Here is a 17,577-nt window from a genome sequence, read left to right on the forward strand (position 1 = left end):
GCCCTGCCGTCATTCGGCGGCGTGTCGGGCCAGATCGTAATCCGGCGGATCGACGGGCGACAAGCGGCCCTGGCCATTGCGGATCTCCAGCACCGCGCCATAGAACGGCGCGCCGTCCGGGCCATAGGGCAGGCTGTCGCCATGCAGGACCGACAGCACCGCCGCATCGGGCAGATAGAGGGCCAGCGTCAGGTGGAAGTCGATCGCCGCCCCCGCATCCAGCGCCGCCGTCGCCTCGTCCAGCAGCAGGATATCGGGCTTGGCCAGCAGGATGCGCGCCAGCACCAGCCGCTGCTTCTGCCCGCCCGAGAGGACGTTGCGCCAGTTCTTGCCCTGGTAGAGCTCATCCTCCAGACAGGCGATGAACTCGCCCAGGCCGACCAGCGACAGGACCGAGGCGGCGGCGATGTCGGTCTGCTGCTCGGGGTGGTCGGGATAGGTCAAGAGCGCCTTCAGCGACAGCCGGTCGGGCAGGTCCGGCTCCTGCCCGGCAAAGAAAAGCCGCGCGCCCTCGCGCAGGATGATGCGGCCGGCGCCATAGGGCCAGAGCCCGGCCACCGCCTTCAGCAGGCTGCTCTTGCCGCAGCCGTTCTGGCCGTCCAGATAGACCCGCTCGCCCGGGTAGAGCCGCAGCGCCGGCACGGTCAGGAAGGCCGCGGTCATATGGCCGCGGTGGTGCAGCCGCAGCCCGTCCAGCGCCAGGACCGGACCCTTCGCGCTGCGCCGGCGCTGGAAGGCGCTGACGCCGGTTTCGGCATAGAAGGCCTGGCGGTCGCGCACCCGCTCGATGGCCTGGGCCAGTTCGGTCAGCCGGCCGGCATTGGCCTTGAGCGTGGCGATGGCCGGCATGACGTTGATGAACCAGGAAACATCGCCGATCAGCTCGGCCGTCAGCTCGCTGCTGGCGACGAAATCGCGAAAGCTCATGCCGCCCGCCATATAGGCCGGCAGGGCGGGCAGATAGGCCAGCAGCCGGCTCGACAGGAAATTATAGGTGTTAGTGAACAGCATCATCCCGGCCGAAAGCCGGTTCTGCCGCCCCCAGGTCCGGTCCAGCTCGGCGTAAAGCCGGCGGTTGATGCGGCTTTGCGCGCGCTCGCCCCGGGCGATGGCCATCTGGCCCACGCGGTTCAGCATCGCACCCCATTCGCCACGCCAGGCGCCGTCGCGGCGCTGGCGCTGCACGCTCAGCCGTTCCAGGATGCGGCCGATCCGCCAGGCGACGAAGGTCATCGCCGGGACATAGACCGCGACCATCGCCAGCCCCAGCAGCGCCGAGCCGTATGGACCCGGCCCCAGGTCGAGGCCCAGCACGGCGCCCGCGTCGGCACCCCAGCGGTCCAGGAAAGGCACCGGCTGGCTGCGCTGGATCAGCGCGACCGAGACGAAATAAATCGAGGTCACCGCCCCCCAGAGCCCCATCGCCAGCCCGATAATGCCGCCATAGAGCCCGCCCGAGCATTCGTCGACGCGCTGGTCGATGGCATCGGGCATGCGCGAGCGGTCGCCCGCGGCCGAGCGGTCGCTCATCAGATCCAGCGCGATGCGCTCATCGGCCAGGATCGCGCGGTCGAAGCGCCCGACCAGCCAGCCGCGCGCCCGGCGATGCAGCGTGGCCGAAACGAAATGCCGCAGCGCCACGCCGCTGGCCCGCGCGAGAAAGATCCCCAGGTAGGCGCCGCCGGCCAGCAGCACGGTGCGCGCCGGATCGACGCCCGGCGGCGTGTCATGGAAGCTGGCGAGCGAAGCCAGGAAATCCGCGCTGGCCAGCGCGACCCAGACGCTGGCCTTGCTGAGCAGCGTGGTCATCGTCAGCACGATGACGGTCAGCAGCCAAGCCTCGCGCCAGCGTTCCGAAAACCAGTACGCCGACACCAGACCCCAGAAGCTGCTCAGACGTTTCACCTGCCTTTGCCTCTTGCGACGTGCGGACACGGTCACGCTGTCCCGGGCGACGCGCGGTCGCCTGCGGGCCGGATCCGGCACATGATGCGATTTTCCCTGCCGCCGGGGCGCTTTGCGGCGCCTGGCGGCCTCTCCATGGTCAAAGCGTAGCAAACCTTGCCGTCGGCGGTAAACCGCCGAGGTGGTTTTTCGGACTGTATTATTCGCTAGGTGGTTGCCCTGCGACGATTCGCGGCCAGGTTTCCGGCAGGTTTGGCCTCAAAGGCGCGGGATGGCCGCCAGTGGCGCGTTCGGTTGGCAGACGGCGCGGGCAGCAGCGGAAAAAACTGTAATCTCTAGGAAATCGCCGATCCGAAGCGCCACCCGCCCTGGACCATCTGCGGCCGGGCGCCGCCGCTTGGTGCATCACAGGCGCAACCGCAGGCCGTGGCGGGTCGGCGCAAGATGTGTTGTCCGTTTGCCATGAGGTCCGGAAAACTGCTGAAAATGTCGTAACGAAAGCGAGCGGAGGCAGTCCGGGGCCCCGCCGAAGCAGCCCAAGGCGACCGAAACTGCGTCTCCATCATCCCGCCGGAACGGTCGCCGGGCCCCGAAAATCTGCAAGGGCACGGCAGCGCCGGCTGATCGGGCAGCTTCGGCAATCGGCGTGATCGGCGCGGCAGATGGTCTGACCCAGCCGCTTCATCAGGACATGGAGTTCCGCAAGATCGCCGGCACTCCAGCCGGGCACCGCAGCCATCGTCAGGTCATAGGCGGTCCGCGTGTCGGCATTGCTTCGAACAAAGCCGAAGCGGCACAATATCCTCAGGATATGCGTGTCCACCACGAAGGCCGGCATGCGCAATGTGCTGAAGTTGAGCGTCGAGGCCGAGACCTTTCGCCCGACACCCGGCAGGCGTTCCAGCCAGCCGAGCGCCCTCGGGACGCCCAGGTTGCCCAGAAACGTCAGGTCGAAGTCCGGACGATGTATTGCGATGGCGGCCAGGGCCTTGCCGAGATGGTGCGCCTTCACGTCGGGAAAGGTGACATCGCCGATGAGCCGCTCGAGATCGGCTGCTGCCGCCATGTCGGACCAGCGGGGATAGACGTCGATGAGGCGCCGATAGGCCCCCAGGGAGACTTCGTCGCGGGTGCGACCGCTGATCAGCGATTTCACCAGCTGGCCGATGGGCGCCCGGGCACAGCTCGGTTCAGCACGGCCGAAGCGGCGCCTCAGCCGGTCCCGCAGCCATTCCATATCCTCGGTAGCCCAAAAGCTGAACGCCATCTGCATGGACCATATCTGGAACAGAATGCGAACATTTCAAGGCGGGAAAGCCCCGCTGCCTAGCAGGCCTGCATGGCTCGTCCGGCGTTCTGGAACATCCCGTCCCTTTTCTGGTTGGCAGGCAGGAGGTGCATCATGACCCGAGAGCAAGCGACCCCGAAGGACAACCCCGCGACCGATCCCGAGCGGGAGAACGGCCAGGGAAAGCACGAAGGCATCCCTCACCAGCCGGAGGAGTTCCTCGAAGCTGATCCCGAGCGCGGGAACGAGTGGCCCGCCAAGCCGCGCGGCGCCAAGCCGAATACCGCGATGTGCGAGGACCGCAGCAAGCCCGGCATCGTGGACAAGGGCGAGGACTGCTGAGCGCAGGCATGGAAAAGCCCCGCCCCGGGGCAGCCGGGGCGGGGCGTTTGGCTAGTTCGGCCGCTGCGATGATTCTTCCGCATCCAGCTTGGCGATCATGGCGTCGAACAGGCGCTCTGCTTCGTCGTCCGTCAGCGGCTCTTCCTTCTGCCCCTCAGTCTTGCGGTGGTTCGGGTCGTGCAGTTCGGGCACGAATTTCTGACCCATGTTCTCCCCCCTCAACTGATTTCACGAGGATAGCACGGCAGAAGGCGAAAACCGAATCCCGATCCACATGCGGGCGGCTTTTGGCTAGCGGCTTAATTGACGCTGATTGAGGGTCACGCCTTCGCCGAGGCCGACGTGATCTCCGCGCTGCAGACGTTCGATGACGTCTGGGGCCAGTTGTACCCTGCGGAGCAGTTGCTGGTGCGCCGGGTCACGGTGGCGTCCAAGGGGCTGGTGATCAATATCCGGACCGACGGCGTCTCGGGCGTCATGCGCGGCATGATGGCACCAGAAAGAAGGTATCGGCCGAATGACGAAGTGTAAGCGTCCGGTCTGACCGCTATCCGTTCCAACGCCACGGCATCAGGTCATCGACCTTGGTGATCTTGTAGTCGGGGATGCGGGCGATGGATCTGCGAGCCAGGCGTGGGGATCGACGGCGTTGAGCTTGGCTGTCTCGATCAGGGTGTAGGCGATGGCGGCGGCCTTGCCGCCCGCCTCCGAGCCGATGAAGAGGTAGGGATTTCCGCCCGAGGGCGATGGCGCGCATGCCGCGTTCGGCAGCGTTATTGTCCAACTCCAGGATGCCGTGGTCGAGGTAGGGGCGCAGGCGTTCCACGCGATTGTAGGAGCCGGTATAGCCGAGCGCGGCCAAGTCGGCATGCTGTTGCTTCAAAGTCCGGCGCTGCTTGCGCGACTTGGTCGTCTCGGTCTTCAACCAGGCCGCGAGCTTCCCGGCGACCAATATCAGCCGCAGCGCCAGTCTCCGCAGGGCGGACCCAGCCGCCAAACTCCTTTGAGATAAAAAAAAGCCCCGCACTGGGACCTCATGGCAGGTTCGCAACTTGAAAGTGGCGGGCCGAAGCCGATGAAACAGAGAACTACGTCTACGCTATAGCCCTCCAAAATGAAGGCTGAGAAATAGGGACAATATGCAGAAATGATAGCTATTCCTGCAAGAGAATATTGTTTGGCGATTTCGGTGCCTGGAGGAATTCGCCCGTGGTTGCAAGACGCCGCTGCGGCTTGCATGTCAGACTGCATCCGGGGTGAACGAGGATGACACCTTTTGTCTGTCAACTTTCTTCGAGATAGCCCGGCCCGTATGACTCCTTCCATATTCCGGCGGTTGCGAAGGTCACAACATTGTTCACTGCCTCTTGGAGTCTGGCACCAGAATGCTTTTTGTGCGCTATAAGCAATTCATTAGCGTATTGTTGCGTGATGGCTTTGGCACCTTCGACGCCGAAGAATTTTAGTATAACCGAAATGTGCCCCTCCGCGAGCGTTACAATAGGATAGGTGTCACTTGGGTCCGCGACACGGTTTAACTCACGTAGCACATCTATTGCTTCCTTGAGCAATGGCTCAGCATCATCCCAACTTCGCGACATGGAAGCGATGATCATCAATTGCTGAGCATAGGCATGTTCGATTTGGGGCGAAGTGTACGCCTCGCGCGCGGTCTTTAATTTTTCTAATGCTTCTGCTTGCTTGTCGAAACTACGCAAAGCTAGGTCATGTTGACAAATGGCGGAGCCAGAGCCTGATGCAGGCGACGTCGACGAAGCCAAGGAAGCTTTCGGCGGTTTTGTCGTAGCGGGTTGCAAGGCGGCGGCTATTTTTCAGCTTGTTGAAGCAGCGCTCGACCATGTTGCGCAGGGTGTAGATGGTCATGTCGACAGCCTTGCGCACCCTTCGGTTCCTTCGCATCGGTATCATGGGCAGGGCGTTGCGGCTCTCGATGTCTTCCCGAATTTTATCAGAGTCATAGCCCCTGTCGGCGACCAGAACTGCTGGTTGCGGCAGGTTGTCGGCCATCACCATATCATAGCCGGTGTAGTCGGAATCCTGCCCCGGCGTGATCTCGGTCCTCATCGGGAGGCCTGCGCCGTTGACGCGGAGATGGATCTTGGTCGAGAAGCCGCCTCTCGAACGGCCAAGAGCCTCTTTCGGAGTCCCCCTTTTGCGCCCGCCGCATGATGATGGGCGCGGATCACAGTGCTATCAACCATCTGGAGCTTGTCTGGCGCGATCCCAGCGTGGTTCAGCGCATCCAGGATATCCTCCCACAGTCCCGCCAAAGTCCAGCGGCGGAACTGACGGTAGACCGAGGACCACTTGCCAAACTCTTCGGGCAGATCGCGCCATGGCGCACCAGTCCTTGCGATCCAGAATATACCATTCAGAACAAGACGATGGTCCGCAGGTTTCCGCCCGTTAGGGTGCCGGACGGCACGAATGAAGCCCTCGAAGAAGGTCCACTCATCGTCGGATATCAGGTTGCGTGCCAAGTTCATCTCCCACGTAGAGATGAGCTTGAATCATAGGACGACTGCCAGAGGAATCCCTTTTGTCAACACGACCTACTGCATCTCAGATGCTTACCCGAGATTTCCGGCAAGAATAGGCATCTATAGAGCCGTAAGGCGTTGTAATCTTGTGAAGGCGATCAAGCGGCGCAAAGGAGCTGCTTCGGGAATCAATGAAAACTCGCCTGAAAGGACGTCGCGGTCAGCGAGACATGCGCGTCCAGCGGCGGATGCAATTCGAACGCCTTCGGCTCGCGCCCGAAGTTCCAGAGCCGGAACAGGGACCATTCCGAGCGCCGCTCCTCGGCCACGGCCAGTTCGTTGCGGCTGATGTGGAAAGGGGTACGCTCCCAGCCATTCGTCGTCTTCACCTCGATCAGGCGCGGACGGCCGTCCGGCGCGAAGCTGGCGATATCGTAGCCGGCACCATCGCCATCCTCCTCCGACACCCACCTGACCTTGCGCGCAAGATCGTCGCGGCCCGCTGATTTCAGGGCTGCACGTTCGTGCGCCAAGACGCGCTCCTCACCGGCACGGCCGAGGGCGCGGTTTCGCTCGTCTCGCGCCGCGACATCGAATTTGCGGGCGATGTGCAGCATCTGCTCAAGCTCCTGCGGCGGCGGCTGGTTCGACAACGTGGGCGGCGGCCCGATCCAGATCGGCCGTGCCTCCGCGAGGCCCGTCGGCGCTCCTGCACGCGAATGGCGACCGAGCCACGCCGGGTTCAGCGCCAGCCAGCGCGCCACGGCATCCACCAGCGTCATCTGGAAATTGAAGGCAGGCTTGTAGCCCGGGATCCAGTCCTCACCCAGCCCCTTCAGCACGGCGCTGATGTTCTGGTGCTTGAACTCGACCGATCCCTCGGACCGATCGTTCAACAGCGGCAGAAGCCCGCGCCGGTGCTCGGCCTTGTTGTAGGGGCGACCAGAGATGTCGTCGGCCAGCATCGCGAAGTAATCCGCGACGATCAGCTCGTTCTCTTGATCGGTCCAAGCCCCATTTGACATTGCGCCAGGCTAGGGGCGGAAACTGCGTTTGTCATCAGATACTTCGCGCAAAACTCCCAAGACATACCAACGAACACGCCGCGCGTGTCGCGTCGCCATCGGCTTTGAGACAACCCGGAACCAGCGAAACACGGGCGCAACGCGATCCCGTCAGTTCGTTGAAATCTATTGGAATTTTGAATCCGTCTCGCCGGGAGCGAGGGGCGGGTGGAAAGAGACGGTGGGCGTTCGGAGACCGATCTTGCGCGGCGGGTCTGTCTCCGAAGGGCGGATGGTGCCTGCAAACCCCTTTGGCACATAAAGAAAAAGGCCCCGCGAGGGACCTGTTTTCGGGTTTGCACTGTGCAAGTGGCGGAGGGGATGGGACCGGGATTCAACGTTCTCCACTGGCGAAGTCGTTGCTACAGTGGATGCAAATTTTTGATTCGAAGAGACAAACGGTATCATCAGTAGTGTTGGCGCAACTTATGAATTTGGCCGTGTCCCGGGTGGCGTTGCAGCAGTTCGCGCAACGCTTACGGCGTGTTCGGAAGCCAAGCAAAAGATCGCACGATCTCAAGCCTCATGTCTCTGTTACTGAAGGGACGAGGTAGCGTGATGCCGATGGACTTCGCTGCTTCGATCGGAGACGAGATCGACGGTCGGCCTCTGCATCTGTACCGGCTTTCGGAACGCCGCTTCGACGAACTCGAGATCGGTCTCCGCAGCGGCCTTGGACGATCGAGGGACGGTGAAACGGCCGCGGCCTTCGTCCTATGGGCAGCAGAGCACTATCGACGGAATTTCGCCGGCGGATCCTTCTCCTGGGCTTTCCTCACGGATGAGCTCGGCCTCAGTCTCGACCAAGCTACACTGCGTGACCTAACAGCCAGAGGACTGCGGAAGCTGCGTCGCCCGCCGCCCCGCAGCAGCGATGCGGGCGTGCAGTACCTGCGTACGCTCGCCGCCGAGGGCGGGCTTCCTGTGAGGCTTCTGGCGAACGAAGGCGGCTATCGTGCGGCGCTCGTCGGCCTCGTCGCCGATCTGGAGCGCTTCGGCGCAGGCTGTCCAGAGGAGCAGGCGCTGGCCTTCGCCCGGAGACGCGCGGAACGTCTGCCGATGGGCTATCGCACCGAGGAGTTCCACGGTCTTTTCGTGCAGTTCGCTCGCGAGCTTGTCGACTTGCGCGGCCGGGCACCGCGCGATTTGGCCGCCGCCGACGTCGAGAGCTGGCTCGACCGCGCGGAGCCGGCCTGGCGCGAGCGCCTTACGCTACGCTTCGACGGGGATGCCGCCCGTGCGCTCTTCGCCGAAGCGATGACCGTGCGGGCCGGCGGCGAGGTCGATGAGCCGTTGGGCCGCCAGCTGGTGCGTGATGAGGATGGCGCCTGGCGGGCCTTCGTCGACGTCGCCCCAGCGACCCGCCTGCCCGCGCGTCTGATGGACGGTATCGATGCGGCCTATCGGCGCGTGCGCCTTGCCCCGACCGGCGCGCTGGCAGCGGCCTGCCCGGACCTGATGCTAGCCCTCGACCGTGAGGAGGGCGGCTGGAGCGCGACCAGGATCAGCGGACGCCGGACGGCCCGCTTCCCCTTCCCCCTGTCGGCGCCGATTGAGCTGGTGGCGATGGCTGACGGCCGGCTGCTGCAACCTGTCTCCTTGCCCGGCGGAGGGGCGGTCGACCCAGCCGAGGGCCTGACACTCTGGACGTTGGCCGAAAGCGGTGACGACGGCGCGGCGCGGCGGCTGGCCTGGGCCGGCAGCGCATCTCTGCGGACCCACGACCCGTTCGTCTGGGCGCTCGTGGGGGCGAATGCGCGGGTGACTTGCAGCGAGGGTCTGGTCGCCCAGCCGGGCGGCGAGAGCGCGGAGGGCCGGCTTCTGCGGCTTGAGGGCAAAGGGCGGATCGGTGTGCGCGACTGGTCACTCGCGGTCCAGACGGGCGCGGACCGCACCGAGCGAGACGAAATCGCCGCTTTCGGTGCACAGGACAGCACGGTGCGCGACGGGCGGGGGGTGCCAGTGTTCCGAGGTCTACCCGACATCGCCCTGCGCCGGGCGGGGCACGGGTTCGTCTCCCTTCCGACTCGGCGCCGTCTCTACCGTTCCGGCGGGCGCGGCGCTTGGCGACGATCAGCACCGGAGGAGAGCTTCCTCGGCACGCTCGACGTCGCCGCGGAAGAAGACGGGAACGTGGGCGCACGGCTCCGGCTACGAATCCTGCCGCCGGCAGCGCGCTTCTCGATGGATGCCGGGGGCGAGGCGCTGAGCGTCTCCGGCTTGCCTGCCGGCTGGGCCCTGCGGGTGGAAGACGCCACGCCGGCGGTGATCAATGAGGCTGGGTCTGCCCAGGTTCCGCTGCCCGCGGGCGGGGTCCGCAAGGCGCGGCTCCGCCTGCGCGCCGCTGCGCCAGATGGGGCGGAGACGCTGGACTGGCAACTCGCGCTCCCGGCCACGCGGGCCTATCTGGCAGGGCCAGACGGGTCGATCCTTGAGACACAGCGCGAGATCACGCTGCACGATCTGCGCGACTGGCGGGTGCTGCCAGCTCACGTCGGCCAGACCGACCTTAGCCTGCGGCTGGTCGCGCCCGGTCTTGGTGGCATAACGTCGCCGCTGGCCGTCCGCGTCCACGGCGAGGCGCCCCTGTCGAGCATTCGAGACCTTGTGGACGACTTGCTCTCCCATGGCGGGCCGGACGCGGAGGTTCGGCTTCGAGCGCTCGCCGACGGGCACGAGTCGCCCCGACTCCTAGTGCGGCGGTTCCTTGGCGAGACCCATTTGACCGAGGATGGGGTGATCTTGCGAACGCATGGCGCACCGGGTGATGAACGGACGTTGCCCGACCTGGTGGCGATCAACATCGACGCGCCTGGGCCGGCGGTCGCGGCTCCCAACGCGCCGCCGGCGGCGATGGGAAACGTGCTCGGGCCAGGGCGCTGGTTCTTCCTTCCCTCTCTACACAGACAGCCGCTTCGCCCGCCCCGCCCGCTCGTGGTCGAGCCGGATGCCGGACAAGAGGCGACGACCGATCAAGATGATCGTCTGCATGCCGCCGGCACCGGACGCACCCGTGCAGCGCGAGTCGAAGCCTATGCGGCGATATTCCGCGACGGGGTCGATGTACAGCACATCATGGCGCTTGAGCGGGCCATAGACGCCCTGACGACTCATGGTGCGAGCCCTTCCGCGCTGGACCAGGTGCTGGCGCTTGAACGAGTGTCGGCCGTGGCCGTGCGTCTGCTCGTGAGGGCCGACGTATCGGACCTGTCGGACCGACTGGAGCTTGAGCGTCACGGCGCACGCCGCTGGGCTTTTGTTGCGCCGCGGGACTGGGGCGCGGCCGTGGCGTCGGAGCTGGCAAGCCTGACCACCAGCCTCGCTGCGATCCCCGCGCTGGCGGAGCGGGCCGAGACGCTCGCGCGCGAGCAGATGGCGCGACGCGTGCGGGAGATCCTGACGCTCCGCCCCGATCTGGACGGGCATCTCGCGCTCGGCCTCATGGAGGCGAGGCTCGCGGCGCACCCCGATCTCATGCACTGGCTCGGGCGTATGCCGTCAGCGTTCGGGGATCCTGAAGGGACCCTTTTGCGGCTTGCAGACGCGGCCGCGCGGCGCCACGGCGAGAGCGACCTCTCCTTTCCCGACCTGCGCGCGGCGGCGCAGCCTGCGGCCTTCGTCCGTTTTGCCGATCATGTGAATGGCCTGATCGAGGCGCCGCTATTCGTGTCCGAGGTCGCCTTCGGCCTGCGAGCAGCGCCGCAGGGCCGCACCGGGGTGCAGCTGTTGCGCTGCATCCACCTAGACCCGAGCCATTTTGACTTGGCGCTCCCGGCCGCGATGGCCTGGCAGGCAATGCGCCTTTCGCGGAAATAAGGGAAGACGGCAGAATGAAGGACGGCATCGACACCAACCGCTCGGGCTACGCCGAGGTCCTGGATCGGGTCGCGGAGCGCGCCGCGTCGGCGGTGGTGGCCAAAGGACGTGTCCGCTCGGTCGCCCTGCGCGCCGCGCTTTCCGCGCGCCTGCGGGCCGAGCCAGGACAGGCGGACGCGTTCCTCGCCGACCCGGTGTTCGAGGCCGCGCGGGTCTGGAAACGCGCTGACCGCACGCTGAACGATCTGGCAGGTAAACTTTTGGAAGAGGATCTGGTGGCCGCACTAGACGGGGCGCCGAACCGCCGATGGCCACGGCACGGCGCTGAGCACGCGCCCTATCTCCACCAGATGCGCGCCTGGACCGCCGCGGCCGAGGAGCGGAGCTTTCTCGTCACCAGCGGCACCGGCTCGGGCAAGACCGAGTGCTTCATGGTGCCGATGCTAAACGACCTCCTGCGGCAGTCGCCAGCCGGGCGGCGGCGGGGCGTGCAGGCCATCGTCCTCTACCCGCTGAACGCTCTGATCGACAGCCAGCGCGAGCGGCTCGGCGAGTGGATTGCGCCCCTGTCGGGTAGGATCACCTACGCGCTCTACAACAGACATCTCAAAGAGACGCTGCCACCCCATGAATGGCCCGGCGGCGGGATGGTGCCGGACCGCAAGCGGCTGCGGGTGGATCCACCCTCGATTCTCGTCACTAACACCACGATGCTCGAATACATGCTGATGCGGGCTCAGGACGGACCGATCCTCGAGCGTTCGCAGGGCACGCTGCGCTGGATCGTGCTGGACGAGGCGCACAGCTACGTCGGCGCGCAGGCCGCAGAGATGGCGCTGCTGCTGCGCCGGGTGCGGGAGGCGTTCGGGGTCGCCCCGGAAGACGTTCGTCTCGCTGCGACCTCCGCCACCATCGGCGAAGGACAGGAAACGGCGGCGGCGCTGCGCCGCTTCGTGGCGGACCTGGGCGGCGTGCCGGAGGATCGCGTTGAGATCATCGCCGGCGAGGAGCGGGAGCCCGATCTGCCGCCCGAAGGCGCCCAAGCGGCGCTCGACCGAGAGGCGCTGGCGGTCCCGGACGAGAGCCTCTGGCAGATGCTCGCGCCCGATCCGCGGATCCGTGCCGCCCGCGCCCGGATGCGCGACGGGGGGCTGACGCTCGGCGCAGCGACGGGGATCCTCGGGCTCGGGGATCCGGGCGATCGAGGGGCCCGGCATCAGGCGTTCGCGGTTCTGGAGGCTGCGGCACGGGCGTGTGCTCCCGGATCCGATCTCCGCCTCGCGCCGTGGCGGCTCCACGTATTCCACCGGGCGCAGGCCGGACTCTGGGCCTGCATCGACCCAGCATGCCCGGATCGCCACCCGGCGCTTTCCACCGAAGGCTCGGACTGGCCGTACGGCCAGGTGCATCTTGAGGAACGAGAGCGCTGTACCTGCAGCGCGCCGGTCTTCGAGGTCGGCGCCTGCGACGAGTGCGGAACACCCTGGCTCCTCGCTGAACGCTTCGCGCAAGGGGCCCACGAGTACCTGACGCAGGCCCGCAGGGATGACGACGAGGACGAGTACGTGCTCGATGTCGAGCCCGACCCAAGCCCCGAAGAGGGCGCTGCGGCGACGCCGTCACGCGAGGTTCTGCTCGGCCCCGCGCAGGATAGCGGGGACGACATCGCAGTTCGGCTCACGGATGGCGCGTTGCTGAACCGGCCTGAGCCAAGTGACCTTGTTGCGACGCTTCGGATCGTCGAAGAGCGTGCCGATCGGGCCTGTTGCGCGCGCGCCCACGAGCCACGCACCGGCGTTCGGCCGCAGACCTTCGGCGCACCGTTCCTGATGGGTAACGCGATGCCCGTGCTCCTTGAGGCCGTGCCGCGCGTCGAGGGCGCGGGGGCGGCGCCCTTCGGCGGACGGAGGCTCTTGTCCTTTACCGACAGCCGGCAGGGCACCGCGCGGTTTTCGGCCAAGCTCCAGCAAGAGGCCGAGCGCAACTTGACCCGCGCCGTGATCACCCATGCCGTGCAAGAGGCCGGCGGGGGCGATCCGGCTAGAGCGGCCGCGCTGCAGGCCGAGATCGAAGGGCTGGAACAAGCGGTCGTTGCCGTGCCGTCGCTGCGCGGCCTTCTCGAAGAGAAACGGGAGGCGCTCGCTGCGCTGACCGACGGTGCCGGCCGTATCTCCTGGACCGATCTGCGCGGTACCCTCGCCGCCAACCCCGAACTGTCGGACTTCGCCGCCGAGGTCTGGCGCGGCCGCCCGCTCGGGGGTGCGCATCTGGCCGACACGCCCGCCGACCTCGCCGAACTGTTCCTGTTCCGCGAACTCTTCCGCCGGCCTCGGCTCCAAAACAACGTCGAGACCATGGGCCTCGCCCGGCTCGTCTTCCCGGCGCTCGAGGAGCATGCGCGCCTCAAGGTGCCGGCGCCGCTCGCCGAGGCCGGGCACGATACGAAGGTCTGGGCGGACGTCCTCCATGCTGCGGTGGACATCGTGTTCCGCGCCACCCTCGCCATCGACCTGCCACAGGATCCGGTGGACATGCGCCACTGGATTTCGCCCCGCAGCGCGCTTTCGGCAGTCATGGAGCCTGGTACGCCGCCTGACGCCGAGAGCCCGGTACGCAGCCCGTCCCGCTTTCCCACTGCCGCCGCGACGCGTGGCAGTCTAGTGCGGCTGCTCTACCGCCTGACAGGCGGTGCCCCCGACAACGCGCTAGACGCGGGGCGTGTCGACACCGTCCTCGCGGCGATCTGGACGGCCTTTAGCAGCGCGCGCCTGCTGAGGGCGGTCGGCCCCTATGCATGGCGGCTAGACCTTCGACGAGCGGAGGTCGCGCGGCTCGACCGCGCCTGGCAATGCCCGCAGACTTGGCGGCTTCTGCCCTTTGCGCCTGCCGGCGTTTCGCTCAACGCAATCGAGGCCGAGGCCCTGGCTACTCCCGTCGACATGCCGCGCCTGCCAGGGGCAGCGCCTACGGGGCTGACGGCCGAGGCGCGGGCGGAGGTCCGGCGCTGGCTCGAAGAGGACGGGAGGGTGGCTTCGCTCCGCAAGCGGGGCCACTGGACCGACATACACGACCGGATTGCTGAGTTCGCGCCCTTCCTGCGGGCGCAGGAGCATTCCGCTCAGATCGACCGGGCCAGCCTTCAGACGTATGAAGAAGCGTTCAGGAAAGGACGGATCAACATCCTCAACTGCTCCACCACCATGGAGATGGGCGTCGACATTCCCGACGTGGGCCTCGTGGTGAACACGAACGTGCCGCCGGCGCCTGCCAACTACCGCCAGCGGGTCGGCCGAGCCGGGCGCCGGGGCGAGCCATGGGCCCTGGCATTCACCTTCTGCAAAGACCTCCCGCTCGACCGCATGGTGTTTCGCGAACCCGCGCGCCTATTGAAGGGCGCGGTACGCGCGCCGGCGGTGCGGCTCGACGGGCCTGTCCTAATTCAGCGCCATGTCAACGCGCTCCTTCTCGGGATGTACCTGCGCGGCGAAGGCGGCATCAGGGTGACTACGGGCATCGGTACCTTCTTCGGCGCGACGCCCGATACGGTCTCGCCGTGGCTCCCCGACAGCCCGGCCGAAGGGTTCCTCGTCGCGCTGCAGGGAGAGTGGGCCGACAGCCTAGCCGTGGCTGAGGCCCTTCAGAACCTCGTTCGTGGAACCGTGCTCGAAGGCAACGCCGCAGTGACCGAGCGCGCGGCGGACGCGTTCGACCGGATGCGCGAGCGCTGGATGGCGGAGTATGGGCAGCTCCTGACTGCGCAAGATGCCCATCCGGAGCGTGACCCCGCTCATGGCTTCTACATGCGGCGCGCAAAGCGGATGCGGGAAGAATTCATGATCTCCGAACTCGCACGCCGTGGCTTCACCCCGGCCTATGGCTTTCCCGTCGATGTGGTCGCCTTCGACCATGTCGGGCGGACGGGCGGCGAAAGCGGTCCCTCGCGCCCGCTCGACATGGCGATCCGGGATTACTCGCCCGGGGCCGAGGTGGTCATCGACGGGCTCGTGCACCGCTCCGACGGCATCCTGCCGACTTGGGGCAACAGGAGCGAGCCAGGATCGGTCGAGGACCTGCGCACGCTATGGCGCTGTCCGTCCTGCAACGCCTTCGGACTGTCGCGCCTGCCCGTCGACACCTGCCCCGACTGTGGCAGCGGGACACGGCGGGGGGAGCTGCTGCGGCCGTCCGGCTTTCTCGGCACCAGCAAGCCACATGCAGCCTACGAGACCCTCGCCTTCGTGCCGCCCGACCGCGCCCGCGTGTCGGCGGCAGGCGCGCCATGGGTCTCGCTCAGCGATCCCGCCACCGGCGCGCTGCGGACCAGCCGAGAAGGCAAGGTGCTTGTGACCTCCTCGGGGCCCGGGGGCGCGGGCTACGCGATTTGCATAGCCTGTGGCCGGGCCGAGGCTGAGACCGGCGAAGACAGTGAAACGCTGCCGGCGGGTATGCGTAGTCACCGGCCATTGCAGAAACTCCGTGACAACCCGCGCGACGACGGGCTTTGCCCGGGCAACGACACGGGCTCGCGCCGGATCCGGCGCAACGTACGGCTTGGCAACGAAGTTTCCACAGATGTGTTCGAGCTGCGTCTCGAGGCGCTTCAGGCGACCGAGGCGGACCAGGGCCGCGCGCTCGCGATCGGCGCGGCGGTGCGAGAAGCGCTGGCGGAGCGGCTAGGAATCGACGCCGAGCTTATGGGTGTCAGCGTCGCTCCGAGCGTTCGCGCGGATGGAGGGCGGCGGTCGTCGTTCTTCCTTTACGATAAGGCGTCCGGCGGCTCTGGCTTTGCCAACACCGCCGAGACGGATCTTCCCACTCTGCTGACCGCTGCGGCTGAGCGGCTCGACTGTCCCTCGCGCTGCGCTCATGGCTGCCCCGACTGCATCCTGCGCCGCGATTTGCAGTTCGACCTCGGGCCGGTGGACCGACCCGGCGCGCTTAAAGCGCTGCGCAGCGAGGTCCTGCCGCGCCTGTCCCTGCCCGAGGATTTGCAGGTCTTCGGCCCGGCGACGCGGGTGCTCACCGAACCAGTCCCCGACTGGATACGCCGCGCCCTCGCCCAAGGCGGTCTGACCCGCCTCACGCTCTTCCTGCACGGCGACGCGACCGGCTGGGACGCCATGGACTGGACTGGCCCCGAACTGCTCGCGGCGGCGCAGCGGTGCGGCGTCGAGGTTGCGCTGGCGCTGCCTGCAGGGGAAGTGCCAAAGCTAGCCTTCGCGCAGAAGCTCGACCTGGTGCGGGCTGTCGCACGCTCTGGTGGGTCGCTGCGCTCCTGTGCAAACCTGCCCATGGCGGGCGGCCTTCCCATCATCGCCGAGCTCGAGGCCGGCGGACGCCATCAGCAGATCGCAACCCCTGCACCGTCGGCTGCAACAGTCGGACCAACGTGGGGCGACGTCAGCGTCGCGCCAGCCCTCGTTGGCGCGCACGCTCCGGCCGAGATGGGCCCAGCGCTCTCTCTGGCTAAGCTTGCGGCCTTCGGCGAAGGTAACAGCGCCCACGTGGACATCCGGCATCAGTTTGACGGACCGGTCGCCGGTTTCGGCAAGGCCTTCTGGAAAGCGGTGGTGCCCCTTCGCCCGCAGGCCTTCGCGGGCAAGCGTCCGGTAGCTCGTGTCGTGTACAGCGACCGCTACCTGCGCACGCCACTGTCCGTGCGCCTTCTCGCGGGGATCCTGTATGCCATGCCGGGCCGGAACGAGGCAACAGCGGTCGAGGTCGTCTCTGAACAGGGCTCCGGAGCCGACCGGGAGCCGCCGCGGGCCCTGCACCACACCTGGCCGGAGGATACAACGCGCGGCGCCGTCCTGCGCGCGCTGCTGCCCAGCGCCTCGGTGTCGCTCCGACCCAAGGACGCCTGTGCCCACGCCCGGAGCCTGCGGCTTGACTTTGCCGACGGCACGGCGGTCACGATTCATCTCGATCAGGGTTTGGGCGCTTGGCGCACCCCGGGACGCCCGGTGCGCTTCGACGGCGAGGCCGAGCCAGCGCGTCAGGCTGCCGAGTTGATGCGGATCGAGACCGCTGTCGTGATCCAAGGAGAAGGTCAACAGCCCTCGCCGCTCTGGGTAACTTGGTAGGGGTGTGATAGGTAGTGAGCCAGAACGACCACAAGGCACGGATCTTCTTCGATCAGCCGATCCCGAAATCACTGCATCAGGCGATCGGCCGGCAAAGGACGATCGATAGCGAAGGTCGGTCGACCAACCGACCGAAGCCTCGAAAAGCGGCACCGCTCCGTTCTGGGCTCGGCCATGCAGGGTGCAAAGCGAAGGACCGGCGCGAAGACGGAAAGGATGTTCGTCGCAGACACGGGCATCTCGACGACCAAGACCGGAGCCTGCTACACAGTACTTTCACGTCGAATGCACATCGGAAGGCCGCGTTGCAGATTTCACTTCTTGAAAACCATGTCACATTAATCAGTGAGCCGACGTTGCTACGCCATCGCTCTTGGAAATTCGAATTAGCTCACCGGCGGCGTCCATATACGCTGCTCGACCAAGTCTTTGGCCGCTGGAGGGGCGAGGGCTGTTCGCACCACGACTTTACCGCGAACCCGCCTACGCACGCACTTCGCCTGAGAACAGCATCCATTCACATCGTCGAGCGCCAGATCTCTCGCGCTCACATAGCGAAAAAACTCGACTGACGCGGG

The 17,577-nt window shown here is 66.5% G+C and carries 11 protein-coding genes and 2 pseudogenes; 5 read left to right on the plus strand and 8 right to left on the minus strand.

Annotated features, from left to right (window positions below):
- Positions 1-9 precede the first annotated feature (9 nt).
- Both PARN5_RS21510 and PARN5_RS0103080 read right to left on the minus strand, forming a co-directional pair.
- Positions 10-1,905, minus strand: a complete 1,896-nt coding sequence (locus tag PARN5_RS21510) for an ATP-binding cassette domain-containing protein (protein ID WP_017998331.1) — start codon at positions 1,903-1,905, stop codon at positions 10-12.
- 562 nt (positions 1,906-2,467) lie between these two features.
- A complete protein-coding gene (locus tag PARN5_RS0103080) occupies positions 2,468-3,178 on the minus strand; it encodes a hypothetical protein (protein WP_017998332.1) in 711 nt (236 codons plus the stop codon).
- A gap of 129 nt (positions 3,179-3,307) precedes the next feature.
- Here PARN5_RS0103080 and PARN5_RS0103085 point away from each other — a divergent pair, with 129 nt between their 5' ends.
- Complete coding sequence (locus tag PARN5_RS0103085; protein WP_157403913.1) at positions 3,308-3,535, plus strand: hypothetical protein; 228 nt, start codon at positions 3,308-3,310, stop codon at positions 3,533-3,535.
- Positions 3,536-3,586: 51 nt separating this feature from the next.
- Here PARN5_RS0103085 and PARN5_RS24465 read toward each other — a convergent pair whose 3' ends face one another.
- Positions 3,587-3,742, minus strand: a complete 156-nt coding sequence (locus tag PARN5_RS24465; RefSeq protein ID WP_017998334.1) for a hypothetical protein — start codon at positions 3,740-3,742, stop codon at positions 3,587-3,589.
- Between the two features lie 96 nt (positions 3,743-3,838).
- On the opposite strand from PARN5_RS24465, the gene PARN5_RS0103095 reads away from it, so the two are divergent.
- Positions 3,839-4,066, plus strand: coding sequence for a hypothetical protein (locus PARN5_RS0103095; RefSeq protein WP_017998335.1), 228 nt, complete (start codon positions 3,839-3,841; stop codon positions 4,064-4,066).
- Between the two features lie 16 nt (positions 4,067-4,082).
- Here the strand turns inward: PARN5_RS0103095 and PARN5_RS25195 are convergent.
- The 5 genes and pseudogenes from PARN5_RS25195 to PARN5_RS0103110 all read right to left on the minus strand — a co-directional run.
- Positions 4,083-4,184: pseudogene (locus tag PARN5_RS25195) on the minus strand (hypothetical protein); the annotation flags it as partial.
- Positions 4,157-4,481: pseudogene (locus PARN5_RS24725) on the minus strand (transposase); the annotation flags it as partial. The pseudogenes PARN5_RS25195 and PARN5_RS24725, both read right to left, overlap by 28 nt.
- Positions 4,482-4,818: 337 nt before the next feature.
- A complete protein-coding gene (locus PARN5_RS24015) occupies positions 4,819-5,253 on the minus strand; it encodes a hypothetical protein (protein WP_157403914.1) in 435 nt (144 codons plus the stop codon).
- A 7-nt stretch (positions 5,254-5,260) separates the two neighbouring features.
- Positions 5,261-6,042 (minus strand): IS5 family transposase gene (locus PARN5_RS23185; protein ID WP_085999836.1). Its coding sequence is split into 2 segments (ribosomal slippage): positions 5,261-5,700 and positions 5,700-6,042, totalling 783 coding nucleotides; the frame shifts between segments, so codons are not numbered across the junction.
- Positions 6,043-6,224: 182 nt separating this feature from the next.
- Positions 6,225-7,061 (minus strand): DUF3883 domain-containing protein, encoded by an 837-nt coding sequence (locus PARN5_RS0103110; RefSeq protein ID WP_017998336.1) that lies wholly within the window; start codon positions 7,059-7,061, stop codon positions 6,225-6,227.
- Positions 7,062-7,658: 597 nt separating this feature from the next.
- Between PARN5_RS0103110 and PARN5_RS0103115 the strand changes: the two genes are divergently transcribed.
- Genes PARN5_RS0103115 through PARN5_RS24020 form a run of 3 tightly spaced genes read left to right on the plus strand, consistent with a single transcriptional unit; the run spans position 7,659 to position 17,571 of the window.
- Positions 7,659-10,916, plus strand: a complete 3,258-nt coding sequence (locus PARN5_RS0103115) for an STY4851/ECs_5259 family protein (protein ID WP_026155138.1) — start codon at positions 7,659-7,661, stop codon at positions 10,914-10,916.
- Positions 10,917-10,930: 14 nt separating this feature from the next.
- Positions 10,931-16,999, plus strand: a complete 6,069-nt coding sequence (locus PARN5_RS25060) for a DEAD/DEAH box helicase (RefSeq protein ID WP_017998338.1) — start codon at positions 10,931-10,933, stop codon at positions 16,997-16,999.
- 14 nt (positions 17,000-17,013) lie between these two features.
- Positions 17,014-17,571: a hypothetical protein gene (locus PARN5_RS24020; protein ID WP_157403915.1), complete on the plus strand. Its 558-nt coding sequence runs from the start codon at positions 17,014-17,016 to the stop codon at positions 17,569-17,571.
- Positions 17,572-17,577 lie beyond the last annotated feature (6 nt).

Origin of the sequence: Paracoccus sp. N5, from assembly GCF_000371965.1 — a bacterium.
In the GTDB taxonomy this organism is placed as follows: domain Bacteria; phylum Pseudomonadota; class Alphaproteobacteria; order Rhodobacterales; family Rhodobacteraceae; genus Paracoccus.